This is a genomic window from Halolactibacillus miurensis, assembly GCF_900116255.1.
Classification (GTDB): Bacteria; Bacillota; Bacilli; order Bacillales; family Amphibacillaceae; genus Halolactibacillus; species Halolactibacillus miurensis.
The window spans coordinates 161,283-177,252 of the sequence record NZ_FPAI01000002.1 but is presented as its reverse complement, the minus strand read 5'-3'; the positions used below and the strand labels follow the sequence as shown (position 1 = coordinate 177,252).

The window sequence follows — 15,970 nt, the reverse complement described above, 5'->3', positions numbered from 1 at the left end:
TTCAACATGCTAAATATGCACCGGTTGATCCATTGCTAAAAGACTAGCTTCTGCGATTGCTTCAGATAATGAAGGATGCGGGTGTACCGTCTCCCCTAATTCATCAATGGATGCATTTAATACGAGTGCCATTCCCGCTTCAGAAATGAGTTCTGTTGCCTTTTCGCCAATAATAGAAACACCAAGACAATCGCGTGTTTGTTGATCAATCACTAGCTTTACAAACCCATTTGTCTCATCTGAAATAATCGCTTTTCCTATTGCTTGGAATGGAAACTTTACTGTTTTCACATCCGCAAACTGATTTTTCGCTTCTTCTTCAGTTAAACCGACGGTGGCTACTTCTGGTGAAGCATAGACACAGCTAGGAATATAGTGAAGTGGGGTTAAATCAACTTTTTCATCAAACATATGCTTAACCGCGAGCTTTCCTTCGGCACTGGCCACATGTGCGAGTTGTTTGCCACCGATACAATCCCCAACAGCATAAATATGTGACTCTTTTGTTTGAAAATGTTCATTCACCTCGATAAAACCCACCTTGTCGGTCGTAATATTCGTATTACTAAGACCGAGTTGGTCGGTATTAGCCACCCGTCCGACACTGACAAGTACATGACTTGATGATACGGTAAATGTTTCATCGTCTTTCATGCCTGTCAAAACACATGTGTCTTCCTGTACTTTCGTGTCGGTCACATTAGCATTTAGATGCACGGTTAAGCCGCGTTGTTTTAATTGATTTAACACTTCTTGTTGAATATCGTGATCAAACCCAGGTAACAGTGCTCCTTCTCGTTCAATCAGCGTAACCGGTACATCAAAGTCAAGCATCATCGATGCCCACTCCACACCAATCACACCCCCACCCACAATCGTAAGCGATGTCGGTAAGTCATCAAGGTCAAGTAAATCATCGGACGTTAAGATGTGTTGATGATCAATGGGTAATTGACTCACTTCTCTCGGCCGTGCGCCTGTCGCAATTAAAACATTCTTCCCTATTAATGTTTCATTCGCGTCTTCCATTTCTACTGAGACGGCACCAGCCATTGGAGAAAAAATCGACGGACCGAGCAACCTGGCCACGCCTTTATACACATCTACTCGATGTTTTTTCATCAACTGTTGTACCCCCTGATACAATTTATCAACGACGTTATTTTTGCGTTCGAATGCTTCAACGTAATTTAAAGCAAGTTCTTTTACCTTCACACCAAAACGCCCACATTTTTTTACTGTTTGAAATACTTCTGCGCTCTTTAGTAGTGCTTTTGTTGGGATACACCCTTTATGAAGGCAGGTCCCACCTAACTTTTCTTTCTCTACTAAGGCGACAGTTTTACCTAATTGTCGGGCATGAATCGCAGATATATAGCCACCCATACCACCACCCAGTATGACTAGGTCATAATTTTTTGACATAAAAAGACTCCTTTTAATATAAGATTTATAGCACCTCATACATGTTTCATCATAGCGCTTTATTATATAATTTTCAAGATGTAATTATAATTAGATATTAGTACCTGGTTATATAACAATCACTTTTCAAGCTATTAACGGCAAAAAAACATCCGTCTATTCCTATTAGGACAGACGGATGTCTTTCACATCAGCTTACATTTAATTGTTTTCAAAAAATACTTTGTAGAGTGATTGAACCGCGCGATTCACACCCTCTTCTTTAATACCAAACATCATCGATACCTCTGAAGATCCTTGATTGATCATCTCTAAATTAACATGGGCTTCTTCAAAAGCTTTTGTCGCTTTTGCGGCGGTTCCTACAAAGCTATGCATGCCCTCACCAACAATCATAATAAGCGCAAGACCGCGGTCAATATAAACTGTATCGGGTTTTAGTTCTTTATTGATTCGGTTAATGACAATCGCTTCTTTTTCTTCTGTCAGTTGATTCGCTCGAATAATAACGGATAAATCATCAATTCCTGAAGGCGTATGTTCAAATGAAATGCCTTCATCTTCTAAGATATTAAGTAACCGTCGGCCAAAACCAATTTCGCGGTTCATTAAATACTTACTTACATATAGACTCACAAACCCTGCGTCACTCGCAATACCAACAACGGCTTGATTCACATCTTTTTTCTCACTAACAATCATTGTGCCTTTGGCAGTTGGGTTATTCGTATTTTTGATACAGACAGGAATCTTTTCTTTAAAAGCTGGAATGAGTGCTTCGGCATGGAAGACTGAAAAGCCTGCATAGGATAATTCACGCATTTCTTTATACGTCAACGACGTAATTTCTTTTGGATTATTGACAATCTGGGGGTTCACACAATAAACAGAGTCAACATCGGTGAAATTCTCATATAAATCAGCTTTCACACCCGCTGCGACAATCGAACCGGTTATATCACTGCCTCCGCGAGAGAAAGTGACTAATTTCCCTTCTTTAGTATATCCGAAAAAGCCTGGAATGACAGCAATGTCTTCACTGTCTCGTAACCGATGAATCAGCTCAAAGCTCTCATCTAGGATTTGAGCACTACCAGGTTGATCACTTAAAATGAGACCCGCTTCTTTTGGATTAACATAACGAGCGTGAATACCTAATGATTGTAAGTATTCGCTTAATATTTTAGCAAGCGAGTCTTCTCCAATGGCTTTAATGGCATCGAGTTTTGAAGCAAGATCATTACCATCGTTAAAGATTTTTTCTACTTGCGACTGAATATCCGCTAACACAACTTTCGATAGCTGTAGTTCTTCTAAAATGGCATCAAAACGATCTAATACATTTTGAAGTGGCGCCTCATGTGATTGACCGAGACGATACGCCTCCCCTAGTTCAATGAGTAAATCAGTGACTTTCATATCATCACTATTTCTTTTTCCCGGCGCAGAGACGACAATGATACGTCGATCGTCATCTGCTTGAATAATATTGGCTACTTTTTTTAATTGCTCAGCATTTGCGACTGAACTTCCCCCGAATTTTGCTACTTTCATCTCTTTAACATCTCCAATAATCTTTATAATAGTATAAATATTATCATATATGCGCAGAAATTGTTATAGTAAAATTCAGATTATTTGAATTTTTTTATGTAGCACCCGACTAACTAGCTTTATATTTTAAACGCAAATGATCCGCGACCATCGCAATAAATTCAGAATTGGTCGGTTTCGCCTTATTCGCATGAACGGTATAACCGAATAAATCTGTGATTGAATCGATATTCCCCCTTGCCCAAGCCACTTCAATCGCGTGTCTAATCGCACGTTCCACTCGCGAAGGTGTTGTATTAAATTTTTTGGCGATATCCGGATACAAAATTTTCGTAATGGAGCCTAGTAATTCGATATCATGAAAAATCATCGTAATGGCTTCACGTAAATACATATAACCTTTAATATGAGCTGGAACACCGACTTCATGAATAATATTGGTAATACTTGCTTCTAAATCAAATGTTTTACGGTTATGGTCTGGTAATTTGCTTGTATTGCGTTTCATTTCATTAAAACCTTGAACCGCTTGAATTTTATGCTCTAACTGCTCAAAGTCAAACGGCTTAAGGATAAAATAACTCGCGCCTAATTCACTCGCTCGCTTCATCACATCTTCTTGACCAAATGCCGTCAACATAATGACCTGTGGCTTCTTCTTCAAGCGCATCGATTGAATCGCTTCCAGCACACTAATACCGTCCATTTGTGGCATAATAATATCTAATAACACGACATCTGGTTCCATGTCTTTGACTAGCTGGACACCTTCTTCACCATTATTGGCAACGCCTAACACATCATAACCTTGTCTTTCAGAGAAATATTCTTCAAGCATCTCTGTTAAAGCCAGATTATCATCAATAAACACCACTTCTGTTTGTTTCATCACTTTTTCCTCCTTTTTACGATGTAAACCACATGTTAATTTCGACATCGCGAATGAAATTCCTGCATCTTTTAATAAACTTCCTAAAACTTGCTAAAAGAAGTAACTATTCGACAAAAATAGACAAGCCATGTGGCTTGTCTATTTCTATTATGCTGCTTCTTCTTGATGTTGTTGTTGGACACTTAACATCCATTCTAAATGGACGCCATATCCTTTTAGTGGATCGTTGACAAACACATGCGTCACTGCACCAATCAGCTTTCCATTTTGAATAATCGGACTACCACTCATCCCTTGCACAATTCCGCCTGTTTTTTCAATCAGGCGTTCATCGGTCAACTTAATAATAAAACTTTTAATCGCTGGTGTCGTTTGTTCGGACACATCAATCACTTCACACGTAAAGCGTTCGATTTTCTCACCTGAAATAACCGTGAGAAATTCAGCTGGTCCAACTTCAACCTCACTCGGTTTAGCGACAGGTATGGGATCTAACCCGAGAATGGCACCATTGACTTCGGTTAATTCACCAAATATACCAAACACTGAGTGTTGACGAATGGCACCTAATACACCTTTTTCAGCCAAAAAATGCGCTTCTTTTTCTCCTGGTTCATTTTTGGCACTTTTATTTATCCGATCAACAAATGAGTAAAAAATCAAACCTTCCTCCACATTCTCTGTTTGTTGATCTAACGGATAAATATTATGACCTAAACCACCATAACTCTTTGTTTCAGGATCAATATACGTCAGTGTACCAACACCTGATAACTGGTCTTGGATTAACAGACCCAGTCGTGATACATCTTGATCATCTTGGATGGGTGTTAAATGAATCGCGATTTTTTCTCCTTTTCTTAATAATTCCATTGTTAAGTCTTTTTCTTCAGGTAACGCTTTTAAAGATGTCGTGACATCAGACATTTTTCGTATATCTGTTCCGTTGATGGATACAATAATATCACCAACTTCACAACCAGCGTCTTTTGCTGGTGAGACTTTTTCGTTATTGTAGGATAATTCTTCAAATCCAACAATAACTACCCCACTGCCTTCAATTTGCATGCCAATCGATTGTCCTGAAGGAATAAGTTGTTGGCTTATTTGTCTCACCTTGGTTGTTAATGCCGGTACATCATTTTGAGCTAAAGTCACATCAACAACCGTAAATGTTCCTGCCTCCTTTTCATTTTTTTGACTTAATTGGGACCGTGGCAGACTTTCCGCATGAATCGTTAAAGCCATTGGAAACACCATGGTTAGCACCGTTAAAAAAACAAAGAGTGCTAAATTTAAACGTTTGATCATGTCATCCTCTCCTTTCAATTTGATACGACTAGCTTACGTCAAAATGACGTGTTGTACTCATTGTAATGTTAAGTAAAGCTAGCAGGAATTACTAAGAGAGATGAGAATAGCGTAGATATGTCGAAGACAATAACGTTACAGGCATGATGGATACTGCTTTTTCGTGCATCATCCTTCATTAAAAAAAAAAAACCTTACCACTAGAGTGATAAGGCTTAGTCGCGTTGTTTCTTATAATCAGTGGCATAATCGATAAGTGATAGCGCATGCGCGCGTGACGTATCAGTAATTTCTTTCCCTGTCATCATCCGAGCCAATTCATCGGTTCGTTGCTCGAGAGCTAATTCAGTTACTGTTGTATACGTGTGATGATCTGTTTGTTGTTTTTCAATTAATATGTGTGTATCTGCCATTGCGGCGACTTGAGGTAAGTGCGTAATACAGAGCACTTGTGAACCGTCAGCAATCGAGCCGATTTTTTCGGCAATGGCCTGAGCGACACGTCCGCTTACACCTGTATCCACTTCATCAAAAATCACACTAGTCATACCTTGATGTTTTGCGAAAATTTTCTTTAATGCTAACATAATTCGAGATAATTCGCCACCAGAGGCGACTTTATTTAACGGTTTTATCGGTTCACCAGGATTTGTTGACAGTAAAAACTGAACATGATCATTGCCATTTGGCGCTATTTTTACTTGATCAATGTAGTCCTCTCTTAATTGACTTAAGTCTTGTTTTTTCGTGATTTCTACTTGAAAATCGGCTTTTTCAAGATAAAGGTCAGCTAATTCTTGTCTGATCGCTATTTCTAATGCTTCTTTTGCTTTTATACGTAAATCATGTAAATGTTCTGCTTCAAGTGCCGCATCACGCACTTTATCTTCGACTTCTTTTTTCAGTCGGGTAAGCGAACCGTCACGGTCTTCTAGTTGATCAATCTCATCGCTAATTTTCGCTTGATACTCTAACATGTCATTCACGCTTGTCCCGTATTTGCGCATGAGACGGTGCAACTCATTTAAACGTGCCTCAATAAAATTTAACCGCTCAGGATTGAATTCAAATTGATCTAAGTAATCACGTAATTGGTAGGTCACATCTTCAATCATATAAAAAGCTTCCATGTAGGTGTTTTTAACCTCTGCTAAGCCAGTATCAAATTCACTTGCATCTAATAGTGATGTCTGCGCCATCGCCAGCCAATCATTCGCTCGTTGCTCAGTTGACAGCGCTTTATAAGCTTCTGTCACACCCGCATATATTTTTTCAGCATGACTCAGTTTTTCTCGCTCTTCATTTAACTCAACGTCTTCATCAGGCACAAGTTCAGCTTGTTGCAGTTCATTTAATTGGAAGGTTAATAAATCTAACCGCTGAATGATCTGTTGTTCATTCGTCTGTAAGTGCATTAAGCGATCTTTTATTATCTTCCACTGACGGTACATATCTTGATATTCCAATAACGCTTGACCAATACCTTCTTGGTCAAACAAATCTAGTAAGTCAATATGCAGCTCTTGATTCATCAACGATTGAGTTTCGTGTTGCGTATGAATATCAATTAAAACCCGGCCAAATTCTTTTAAAATCGCTAGTGTGACAAGTGATCCATTCACGCGACAAATACTTTTACCTGAATGTGAAATCGTTCGGTGAAGAATGATCATCTCTTCATCAATTTCAACGCCATAGCTTTCAGCAATTTTATAGACGGGGTGCTTTAGATTGTCAATCGTAAATAACCCTTCTAACGAAGCTTTTTTTGCGCCATGTCTGACAAATTCAACCGAGCCTCTGCCACCGGCTAATAATTGAATCGCATCAATAATAATGGATTTACCTGCACCGGTTTCTCCTGTTAAGACCGTTAATCCTTCTTTAAATGGGATCTGTAATTGATCAATAATCGCAAAATCTTTAATCGATAATTCCCTCAGCAATCTGAATCACTCCCAACTCCATGTTTACAACATCGCTAAAAAACGTTGTTCTATTTCATCCGTCACGTCAACATCCCGGCAAATAACGAGAATCGTATCATCGCCACAAATCGACCCTAGTACTTCCGGCCAATCGAGGTTATCTATTAGCGCACCAAGCGCATTCGCATTACCTGGCAATGTTTTTATTACGAGAAAATGCGTCGCTTTATCTATCCTTACAAATGCATCACGCATAAGGCGTTTTAACTTTTCTAAAGGATTAAAGCGTTGATCCGCTGGTAAGCTATATTTATAATGTCCTTCTGATGTTGGCACTTTAACTAAGTGCAATTCTTTAATGTCACGCGAAATCGTTGCTTGGGTTACCGGATAACCTTCTTCTCGCAAAGCATCAACCAGTTCATCTTGTGTTTCAATCTCATGATTTGTAATGTATTCTCTAATTTTAATATGACGTTGTCCTTTATTCATGGCTCTCCGACCTTTCTCACTAATGTGTAAGGGATTGATGAGCAGCTTTTACTGTCTGTTCAATCAACTCATGTACCTCAAGGGTTGTTTCATTTGTTGCTGTCCTTTTAATATGCGCTAAAAATTCAATATTACCATCGCCACCTGTAATAGGTGAGAAAGTAAGGTCGCAAACAGTAAAACCTTCAGCCATCATAAAAAGAAGCGTTCTTTCTAACACATCCTGATGAACCGAAGCGTCTCTAACAATGCCTTTTTTACCCACTTGATGTTTACCTGCTTCAAATTGCGGTTTTATTAAGACGACAGCTTCACCTTGCATTAATAAAATATCTTTAAGCGGCGGGATAATCAATTTTAACGAAATAAATGACACATCAATTGTCGCAAAATCTGGTAAGCCTTCTTTGAATAAATCCGGTGTCGCATGACGGAAATTCGTTCGTTCCATGACAACAACACGAGGATCATTTCGTAACTTCCACGCGAGTTGATTATAGCCGACATCTAAAGCATAACTTAATTTTGCCCCATTCATTAAGGCACAATCGGTAAAACCACCCGTCGATGACCCGATATCAAGCATGATCCGATTCGTTAAATCAATATCAAAGTAAGTTAACGCTTTCTCTAACTTTAATCCTCCACGTCCAACATATGGCATCACTTGACCTTTTACAGCAAGTGGAATATCTTCACTTACTTTGACTCCCGGTTTGTCTAAACGTTCTGTCTCCGAGTAAACCAAGCCAGCCATTACCGTTCGTTTAGCCTTTTCTCTCGTTTCACATAGTCCTCTTTCTACGAGTAACACATCTAAACGTACTTTCTTAGCTTTCATAACATCGTTCCTTTTCTATGATCTCTCACACTTATTTCTTAATTAATTTTATCTTAAAGCGATGGTCCATAAAGGCCAATACTTTCCCTGCCACTAAAATAATGTTCGTCGCAAAGGTAATGGCAACTGATTTACCAATGGCTTTTCCTCCGACCGTTAAAGCAGCAACGACACTGGTCATAAAAACATTGATCGTGATTTGGATCAGACTACCTTCACCATACCCAAAGAGCCGAGCTAATTGTAACACAACAATCGCTGATGCCGTTCCACTAATGACACCGGAAATATCACCGACAACGTCATTACAAAAACTTGCAAAACGGTCCGCATTCCTCACGATTAATACCGCTTCTTTTGCTCCATACACCTTTTCTGCGGCCATCGCATGAAAGGGCGTTTCAATCGCAGCTGTCGACGCAACCCCGAGTGTATCAAATAACACCCCAAGTAACACAATCGAAAAGACAATGAAAATGCCAATAACCCACCCTACACCACCTAAAACAGATGATGAAATAACTGAAAAAATTGCCGCTAACACAAAGGTGATAACGGCAATACTTATACTAAATTTTAACGATTTTTTAAGTTGCGATGATGACTTCGCCATGTAAATCCTACCTCACTCATAAAAATTATGTAATGGAATGGTCATTTATTAAGTAAAAACTGCGGCTTAGGTCCAGTAGGTTTTCCCAAGTACAAACCAGATGTTGCCATCTTGGCGGTTCCCCTTTAATTGCACCTTAACAACGTCACCGCTTGCTAGACTGGATTGCCACTTAGCGCGCACTATAATCCCTAATAAATGTCTTATGAACAGTCTAGGAGTTTTCCTCAACAACTCTTAACCGTTTCCTAGCCTCTTTTGCAACACCAATTTCATACAGACGGCCAACCTTATTTAGTGGCCACCTAAATAATAGTTAACGATTTGCTGTAATCCCCTCGGTAATCACTCAAGGCAGGCTACGCTGTCAGTTGGCATCCCAATTGATCCACTTAACAGGTTCATACCCCATTCCGCCATGCTTTTTAGCTAAAAAGGCACGACAGAGATGGGCCTCCGCGGAAGTAGGGTCAACGCCCACATGCCATTGTGGATCGCCCTACAACCTTAACTTCCAGCACCGACCCAAGGCTGGGCGCCTCAAGCCGACACAAGAAACTTCATCGATGTGCCCTTTGGCAGATTTTTAGCCCTGCCTTCAGAAACGGAGAATCGACTAGAATACTGCACCATTCCCATTATCTTAAGTATATCAAAAAAAATAATGTTTGACCATTGTTTGACGTTTATTATTTTATACGGTGCGTTCACTAAGCGAAATAATAAACTGAGCCAATGGCGTTTGTAATACACCGGCAAAATCGAGTTGTTTTTTTGTTTCGTCTACAAACTTTTGTTTTTCTTTAATCGCCCCGTCTAAGCCTAGTAACTTTGGATACGTACTTTTATCGTTTAAAACGTCACTGCCTACTTTTTTGCCGAGTGCTGTTTCATCACCAATAATATCTAAAATGTCATCTTGAATTTGAAAAGTGAGTCCGATTGCTGTCGCTGCTTTTTTCATCGCTTCTATGACTTCCATCGGTTGATGACTTAAAAACGCCCCCATTTCTAACGCATAGATGAGCAACTGTCCCGTTTTTAAATCATGCACTTCTTCTAACTGGTCCAGTGAAATATCTGTTTGTTCATAACTTAGATCATACATCTGACCACCGACCATACCTAATGGTCCACTGACTTCACTTAACCGTTTTAATGCATAAACTTTTTCTTCGGCTGACAGCTGTGTAGCGTCACTTATCAGCTGAAAACTATACGTTAGTAAAGCATCTCCTGCTAAAATTGCGGTGGCTTCATCAAATTGTTTATGGTTGGTTAATTTTCCGCGACGATAATCGTCATTATCCATTGCGGGAAGGTCGTCATGAATCAATGAATACGTATGCACACATTCTAATGCTAACGCAACTGGTCGTACTTTTTCAACATCTGCACCAAAGGCGTCTGCTGTTAACATCATTAACACCGGACGTACTCGCTTACCACCAACGGTCAGTGAATAACTCATGGCTGCTTTGATACGTGTGTTCATCGTGACATCATCAAATAATGTTGATAATTGCTGATCGATTATGTCCTTATATTCCCTTACTTTGTGATTAGGCGTGATCGTCATGTGTTTTCTCCATCAGACGGGAACGGTTGTGATTGATCATTTTCATCGATTAATTCAACGACTTGTTCCTCAACTGATTTTAATCGTTCATCACACCACTTCGATAACGCAATCCCTTTTTGATAGTAATCAAGGGCTTCTTCAAGTGGCACATCTGCTGCTTCAAGTTTTGTCACAATCGTTTCTAATTCTTTTAACACTTCATCAAATTTACGTTCTTGTGTCATGTTTTAACCTCTTTCAACTCATTTTCATCAACATTTACTTCAATTATTATCCGATTGGTTATCTATTTTTTGAACCACTGCCTCAATCTTACCTTCTGCCAGTTTTATGTTTACTGTTTCACCAACTTGCACGTCTTGAGACGATTTAACCAATGAAGCATTTCCTTTGTAAATTAAACTATAGCCTCGCTGCATCGTTTTTAACGGACTAATTAATTCCAGCGCTTCCATTACTCGAAAGAAACGGTGTTTGTTTTTTTCTACGTGATGGAGAATTGATTTATCAAGTGCTTGATTTAACCGCGTGACGTCTTGGTGATGGCGTGTTACTTTATCACGAAGTGATATTTTTCCTAACCGGTGTGCAAGGTGGTCATGTGTTGTTTGATTCGCTGCGAGTACATGTTTCGTTGCACGAGAGAGCCGCTCTAATAGTTGATCTAACTGTTGGTCTTTTTCAAAGATCAATTTTTTCGGATACTTAAAAGCATAACTTGCTTTTAAACGCGCTACCTGCTCTTTTTTCGACAACAACTGCTCATCTATTTGTCTTTGAAGACGTGAATATGCGTCATTCACGTTCTGCTTTATCTGCGTAAGCTCCGGCACCGCTTTTACCGCTGCGCCTGTTGGTGTTGGTGCGCGGTAATCACTGACAAAATCGGTCATCGTAAAATCGGTTTCGTGCCCAACACCTGAAATTACCGGAATCTCTGACGAAAACACGGCTCGTGCGACATCTTCTTCATTAAATGGCCATAAATCTTCAATAGAGCCACCACCACGACCTAAAATAATGACATCGGCCTGATGATGATCATTCACTTCCTTCAGGCGTTTCACGATATCTTCTTTCGCATTCGCTCCTTGGACAAGTGTTTGATATACCGTAACCTTAGCAATCGGATAACGTGCCTTTAAAGTCGATAGAATGTCTCTTACAGCGGCGCCCGTTCTTGCGGTTAACACCGCGATGTGCTCAGGATACGGTGGAATCATTTTTTTATGCGCTGGATCAAATAATCCTTCACGCTCTAATTTTTCCTTTAGTTGTTCAAAAGCCAAGTGTAATGCCCCAACACCATCCGGTTGCATCTCTTGGATATACAGTTGATATTTTCCTTGGACTTCATAGACACTTACTTCTCCTCGCACAATAACGTCCATACCATTTTCAGGTGTGAACGTTAGTTGTCTGTTATAGCCTTGGAACATGACGGCTTGAATTTGTGCGCCTTGGTCTTTGATCGTTAAGTACATATGACCACGATTATGGTGTTTAAAATTAGAGATTTCACCTTTTAACCAAAAAGATTTTAAGTGCTGATCGGTTTCGAATTTATGTTTAATATAACGGGTGAGTGCTGTCACCGTTAATATTTTGTTCGTCATATAAACACCTTACTTCTTTGTATTGTGGTTTTTAGCTGCCTTAATAGTATTTTTCATGAGCATCGTAATCGTCATCGGTCCAACACCTTTTGGTACGGGTGTAATATATGAAGCAACAGTTTTTGCTGATTCAAAATCAACATCACCTGTTAACTTACCTTCTTTCGTACGATTGACACCGACATCAATAACAACGGCTTCTGGTTTAATATAAGACGCATCAATCATTTCTTCACGACCGACCGCTACAATTAAAATATCACCTTGCTGGGTGATTTCTTTTAAATTTTTGGTGCGCGAATGACAATAAGACACCGTCGCATGTTCATTGAGCAATAATTGTCCCACTGGTTTACCAACAATATTACTTCGGCCAATAATCACCGCATGCTTACCGGCAATCTCGATATTTTTCGATTGTAACATCGTTAAAATGCCATAAGGTGTACACGGTAAAAATGTCTCTTGTTGCGTTAACATCCGTCCGATACTAATCGGGTGAAAACCATCGACATCCTTTTCAGGATCAATCGCTTCAATAATGGCCTGTTCGTTGATTTGATCAGGCAATGGTAGTTGAACCAAAATCCCATTCACACGTGAATCATTATTTAGTTGTTCAATTAATTCGAGTAACGCTTGTTCACTTGTTGTGTCGTCTAAAGTAATAAGCTCTGAGTCAATACCGATAAAATCCGCGGCTTTTTGTTTACCCGATACGTAAGACTTTGATGCTGGATCGTCACCAATTAATACAACAACGAGTTTAGGAATAATCCCCTGTTCCTTTAACAGTGTCACTTCTTCTTTCATCTCTTCGCGTAAAGAGAGCGCTAATTGATCTCCATAAATAACTTCTGCTGCCAAACCGTCATCCCCTTTATCTATTTATATAGTTTAGAAAGCACACCATTGACAAACTTGCCCGATTTCTCATCCCCATAGATTTTAGCAAGTTCAACCGCTTCGTTAATGGCCACACCAATCGGTGTTTGAAGCGCTGAATCAATTTCATAAGTCGCCAGTCTCAACAACGTTTTTTCAACCGCTGCTAAACGTTTAAACGACCACTTTTCTAAATTCTCATCAATTTTATTGTCAATGGTCTCTTTATTTTCAACAACACCATGAATCAGTGTTGATAAAAAATCATCTACTTCTTCGTCTTCCATACTTAACATAATTGCTTCTTCAACATCAAAGTCTTCGTTGTCTATTGAAAACAACACTTGGAATGCCTTTTCTCTTGCTAATCGTCGTTTCATTTATTATTCTCCTCGTTCCAATACAAATTCTACTCTACTAAGTGTTTATCTTATCACAGTTTAGCTATGTTGATAAAGAGAATTCATAATAAAACCGTAATTATTCACAACCACACATACTTAAAAAAAAGAGCATGCAAAAGCTACATGCTCTTTTTTACTATTCTTTTGACTGTTCGTCTTCTTTATCCATCTGAACACCGACAACATGGACGTTGATTTCTTGAATCTCTAACGCTGTCATATTTTTAAGCGTCTCACGAATATTCGCTTGTACTTTTTGAGCGACGACAGGTATCGTCACACCGAAATCAAATACAACAAAGACATCAATCATGACGCCTTCTTCAGTGAGTTCTACCTTTATTCCTTTACTATGTGATTTAAGACCGAATTTCTCAGCAACACCCACAGCAAAGTTTCCACGTGTTGAATAAACACCTTTAATTTCACTTGTAGCAATACCAGCGATGACTTCGATGACATCAGGCGCGATTTCAACTTTACCTAATTTTAGATCTTCGCTTACTCTTAATGTTTGTTCACTCATTTGGATCGACCCCTTTAATGTTTATCGAGTTGTTCTTTAGCTCAGTCGTTGCTACTCTTCCATAATTGGATAGTTCTCTAAAAATTTCGTGTTAAAGTCTCCTGAAAGAAACACGGGGTGCGTCATCATACGTTGATGGAAAGGTAGGGTTGTTTTTATACCTTCGATAAAGTATTCATCAAGTGCACGCTTCATTCGATCAATCGCTTCAGTCCGTGTTTTACCATGAACAATTAATTTTGCTACCATTGAATCATAGTACGGTGGGATTTTATAGCCCGGATAAACAAATGAATCCACTCTCACGCCAAATCCACCAGGTGCTAAGTATGACTGAATTTGTCCCGGCGTCGGCATAAAGGATCGGTTCGGGTCTTCTGCATTAATCCGACATTCAATCGCCCAGCCGTTAAACACCACATCTTCTTGACTCAGTGATAACTGTTCACCACTCGCGACACGAATTTGTTCTTTTATGAGATCAACATCTGTCACCATTTCAGTCACCGGGTGCTCCACTTGGATACGGGTATTCATCTCCATAAAATAAAAGTTTTGTTTCGCTTTATCAAAAATAAACTCTACCGTGCCGGCTCCAGTGTAATCGACGGCTTTAGCTGCGTTAACGGCTGCTTGTCCCATTTGTTCTCGAATCGTTTCGTTAATGGCAGGAGAAGGTGTCTCTTCGATTAGTTTTTGCATACGACGTTGAATAGAACAATCTCTCTCCCCTAAGTGTATCACATTACCAAAGTTATCGGCTAGTACTTGTATCTCGACATGCGAAAAATCTTCAATAAATTTTTCAATATAGACGCCAGGATTTCCAAATGCTTTCTCGGCCTCTTGTTCGGTCACGCGAATAGCTTTTAAAAGGGCCTCAGGTTCTCTTACGATTCGTATCCCTTTTCCACCACCACCCGCTGTTGCTTTAATAATGACAGGAAAACCGATAGATTCCGCTACTGTCACCGCTTCTTCTTCTGATCGAATAATACCTTCAGAGCCTGGCACTACCGGCACACCTGCCAGTTTCATCGTTTCACGCGCCACATCTTTTGTCCCCATTTGTTGAATAGCATAGACACTTGGTCCAACAAAGGTAATGTTACATTTCTCGCAAATCTCAGCGAAATCAGCGTTTTCAGCTAAAAAACCATAACCGGGATGAATCGCATCCACTTCAGTTAAATTAGCGACACTCATAATGGCGGTGAAGTTTAAATAACTCTCAGAACTACTGGCTGGGCCAATACAATAGGCTTCATCCGCTAATTGGACATGGAGTGATTCACGGTCGGCTTCTGAAAAAACAGCGACCGTCTCAATCCCCATTTCTTTACATGCTCGAATAATTCTTACCGCAATCTCTCCGCGGTTAGCTATTAATAATTTTTTAATCATGTGTCATCACCCCCTATTTTGTCTTAATACCAAATAGAGGTTGATTGTATTCAACAAGCTCTCCATTTTTCGCCAGAATTTCAACCAGTTCACCGTCAACCTCTGCTTCGATTTCATTAAATAGTTTCATCGCTTCAATGATACAGACAGTGGTATGATCTTTCACGGTATCACCCACAGCAACAAAAGGGTCACTATCAGGCGATGACGTTAAGTAAAACGTTCCGACCATTGGTGATTTAATCGTATAATCATAAGTTTTCGTCTCTGCTTCAGCTGGTGCTTGTTCAGCTGATGGTTTTTCAGCGGGCATGGCTTTAGCTTCTTCTCTCACCGTTGTGACTAACGGCTGGTGTGAAACTGATTGATCAGCCACTGACGTGTGAATCTCTTTCTTAAGTTTTAATTTCTGATTATCTTGCTCCAATGCTAATTCTGTTAATGTTGATTGGTCTAGAGCTTCAATCAATTCCTTTAATTCTGCTATAGTAAACATG

Annotated in this window: 16 protein-coding genes; all 16 read right to left on the bottom strand. The window is 39.6% G+C overall.

Features of this window, described 5'->3' with window-relative positions; translation table 11 throughout:
- Positions 1 to 9: 9 nt before the first annotated feature.
- The 16 genes from lpdA to accB all read right to left on the bottom strand — a co-directional run bounded on the left by lpdA (position 10) and on the right by accB (position 15,969).
- The gene (lpdA, locus tag BM390_RS02670) at positions 10 to 1,425 is read right to left on the bottom strand and encodes a dihydrolipoyl dehydrogenase (protein WP_062319221.1); all 1,416 of its coding nucleotides are present in this window, start codon (positions 1,423 to 1,425) and stop codon (positions 10 to 12) included.
- A 201-nt stretch (positions 1,426 to 1,626) separates the two neighbouring features.
- The gene (locus BM390_RS02665; RefSeq protein ID WP_089852842.1) at positions 1,627 to 2,979 is read right to left on the bottom strand and encodes an aspartate kinase; all 1,353 of its coding nucleotides are present in this window, start codon (positions 2,977 to 2,979) and stop codon (positions 1,627 to 1,629) included.
- A gap of 109 nt (positions 2,980 to 3,088) precedes the next feature.
- On the bottom strand, positions 3,089 to 3,868 hold the full coding sequence (spo0A, locus tag BM390_RS02660) for a sporulation transcription factor Spo0A (RefSeq protein WP_089852841.1): 780 nt from the start codon (positions 3,866 to 3,868) through the stop codon (positions 3,089 to 3,091).
- Between the two features lie 150 nt (positions 3,869 to 4,018).
- Complete coding sequence (gene spoIVB, locus BM390_RS02655) at positions 4,019 to 5,182, bottom strand: SpoIVB peptidase (protein WP_089852840.1); 1,164 nt, start codon at positions 5,180 to 5,182, stop codon at positions 4,019 to 4,021.
- Positions 5,183 to 5,397: 215 nt separating this feature from the next.
- Positions 5,398 to 7,128: a DNA repair protein RecN gene (gene recN, locus BM390_RS02650; protein ID WP_089852839.1), complete on the bottom strand. Its 1,731-nt coding sequence runs from the start codon at positions 7,126 to 7,128 to the stop codon at positions 5,398 to 5,400.
- A gap of 24 nt (positions 7,129 to 7,152) precedes the next feature.
- A complete protein-coding gene (ahrC, locus tag BM390_RS02645; protein ID WP_089852838.1) occupies positions 7,153 to 7,602 on the bottom strand; it encodes a transcriptional regulator AhrC/ArgR in 450 nt (149 codons plus the stop codon).
- 19 nt (positions 7,603 to 7,621) lie between these two features.
- Entirely contained in the window at positions 7,622 to 8,443 is an 822-nt protein-coding gene (locus BM390_RS02640) for a TlyA family RNA methyltransferase (protein ID WP_062319215.1), read from the bottom strand.
- A 31-nt stretch (positions 8,444 to 8,474) separates the two neighbouring features.
- A complete protein-coding gene (locus BM390_RS02635) occupies positions 8,475 to 9,056 on the bottom strand; it encodes a hypothetical protein (protein ID WP_089852837.1) in 582 nt (193 codons plus the stop codon).
- Between the two features lie 694 nt (positions 9,057 to 9,750).
- On the bottom strand, positions 9,751 to 10,635 hold the full coding sequence (locus BM390_RS02630) for a polyprenyl synthetase family protein (protein WP_089852836.1): 885 nt from the start codon (positions 10,633 to 10,635) through the stop codon (positions 9,751 to 9,753).
- Positions 10,632 to 10,862: an exodeoxyribonuclease VII small subunit gene (gene xseB / locus BM390_RS02625; RefSeq protein WP_062319212.1), complete on the bottom strand. Its 231-nt coding sequence runs from the start codon at positions 10,860 to 10,862 to the stop codon at positions 10,632 to 10,634. Before xseB ends, BM390_RS02630 begins: the two co-directional genes overlap by 4 nt.
- A gap of 39 nt (positions 10,863 to 10,901) precedes the next feature.
- Complete coding sequence (gene xseA, locus BM390_RS02620) at positions 10,902 to 12,254, bottom strand: exodeoxyribonuclease VII large subunit (RefSeq protein ID WP_062319210.1); 1,353 nt, start codon at positions 12,252 to 12,254, stop codon at positions 10,902 to 10,904.
- A 9-nt stretch (positions 12,255 to 12,263) separates the two neighbouring features.
- Complete coding sequence (folD, locus tag BM390_RS02615; RefSeq protein WP_062319208.1) at positions 12,264 to 13,121, bottom strand: bifunctional methylenetetrahydrofolate dehydrogenase/methenyltetrahydrofolate cyclohydrolase FolD; 858 nt, start codon at positions 13,119 to 13,121, stop codon at positions 12,264 to 12,266.
- Positions 13,122 to 13,138: 17 nt separating this feature from the next.
- Positions 13,139 to 13,519 (bottom strand): transcription antitermination factor NusB, encoded by a 381-nt coding sequence (nusB, locus tag BM390_RS02610; protein ID WP_062319206.1) that lies wholly within the window; start codon positions 13,517 to 13,519, stop codon positions 13,139 to 13,141.
- A 160-nt stretch (positions 13,520 to 13,679) separates the two neighbouring features.
- Positions 13,680 to 14,069 (bottom strand): Asp23/Gls24 family envelope stress response protein, encoded by a 390-nt coding sequence (locus BM390_RS02605; protein WP_062319204.1) that lies wholly within the window; start codon positions 14,067 to 14,069, stop codon positions 13,680 to 13,682.
- A 51-nt stretch (positions 14,070 to 14,120) separates the two neighbouring features.
- Complete coding sequence (gene accC, locus BM390_RS02600) at positions 14,121 to 15,473, bottom strand: acetyl-CoA carboxylase biotin carboxylase subunit (protein ID WP_062319202.1); 1,353 nt, start codon at positions 15,471 to 15,473, stop codon at positions 14,121 to 14,123.
- A gap of 13 nt (positions 15,474 to 15,486) precedes the next feature.
- On the bottom strand, positions 15,487 to 15,969 hold the full coding sequence (accB, locus tag BM390_RS02595) for an acetyl-CoA carboxylase biotin carboxyl carrier protein (RefSeq protein WP_062319200.1): 483 nt from the start codon (positions 15,967 to 15,969) through the stop codon (positions 15,487 to 15,489).
- Position 15,970: the final 1 nt, after the last annotated feature.

Coding starts and splice junctions, on each gene's coding strand:
- lpdA (WP_062319221.1), bottom strand. CDS start 1,425: ATGTCAAAAAATTATGACCTAGTCATACTGGGTGGTGGTATGGGTGGC.
- nusB (WP_062319206.1), bottom strand. CDS start 13,519: ATGAAACGACGATTAGCAAGAGAAAAGGCATTCCAAGTGTTGTTTTCA.
- BM390_RS02605 (WP_062319204.1), bottom strand. CDS start 14,069: ATGAGTGAACAAACATTAAGAGTAAGCGAAGATCTAAAATTAGGTAAA.
- xseB (WP_062319212.1), bottom strand. CDS start 10,862: ATGACACAAGAACGTAAATTTGATGAAGTGTTAAAAGAATTAGAAACG.
- spo0A (WP_089852841.1), bottom strand. CDS start 3,868: ATGAAACAAACAGAAGTGGTGTTTATTGATGATAATCTGGCTTTAACA.
- spoIVB (WP_089852840.1), bottom strand. CDS start 5,182: ATGATCAAACGTTTAAATTTAGCACTCTTTGTTTTTTTAACGGTGCTA.
- BM390_RS02665 (WP_089852842.1), bottom strand. CDS start 2,979: ATGAAAGTAGCAAAATTCGGGGGAAGTTCAGTCGCAAATGCTGAGCAA.
- accC (WP_062319202.1), bottom strand. CDS start 15,473: ATGATTAAAAAATTATTAATAGCTAACCGCGGAGAGATTGCGGTAAGA.
- BM390_RS02630 (WP_089852836.1), bottom strand. CDS start 10,635: ATGACGATCACGCCTAATCACAAAGTAAGGGAATATAAGGACATAATC.
- BM390_RS02635 (WP_089852837.1), bottom strand. CDS start 9,056: ATGGCGAAGTCATCATCGCAACTTAAAAAATCGTTAAAATTTAGTATA.
- xseA (WP_062319210.1), bottom strand. CDS start 12,254: ATGACGAACAAAATATTAACGGTGACAGCACTCACCCGTTATATTAAA.
- BM390_RS02640 (WP_062319215.1), bottom strand. CDS start 8,443: ATGAAAGCTAAGAAAGTACGTTTAGATGTGTTACTCGTAGAAAGAGGA.
- ahrC (WP_089852838.1), bottom strand. CDS start 7,602: ATGAATAAAGGACAACGTCATATTAAAATTAGAGAATACATTACAAAT.
- accB (WP_062319200.1), bottom strand. CDS start 15,969: ATGTTTACTATAGCAGAATTAAAGGAATTGATTGAAGCTCTAGACCAA.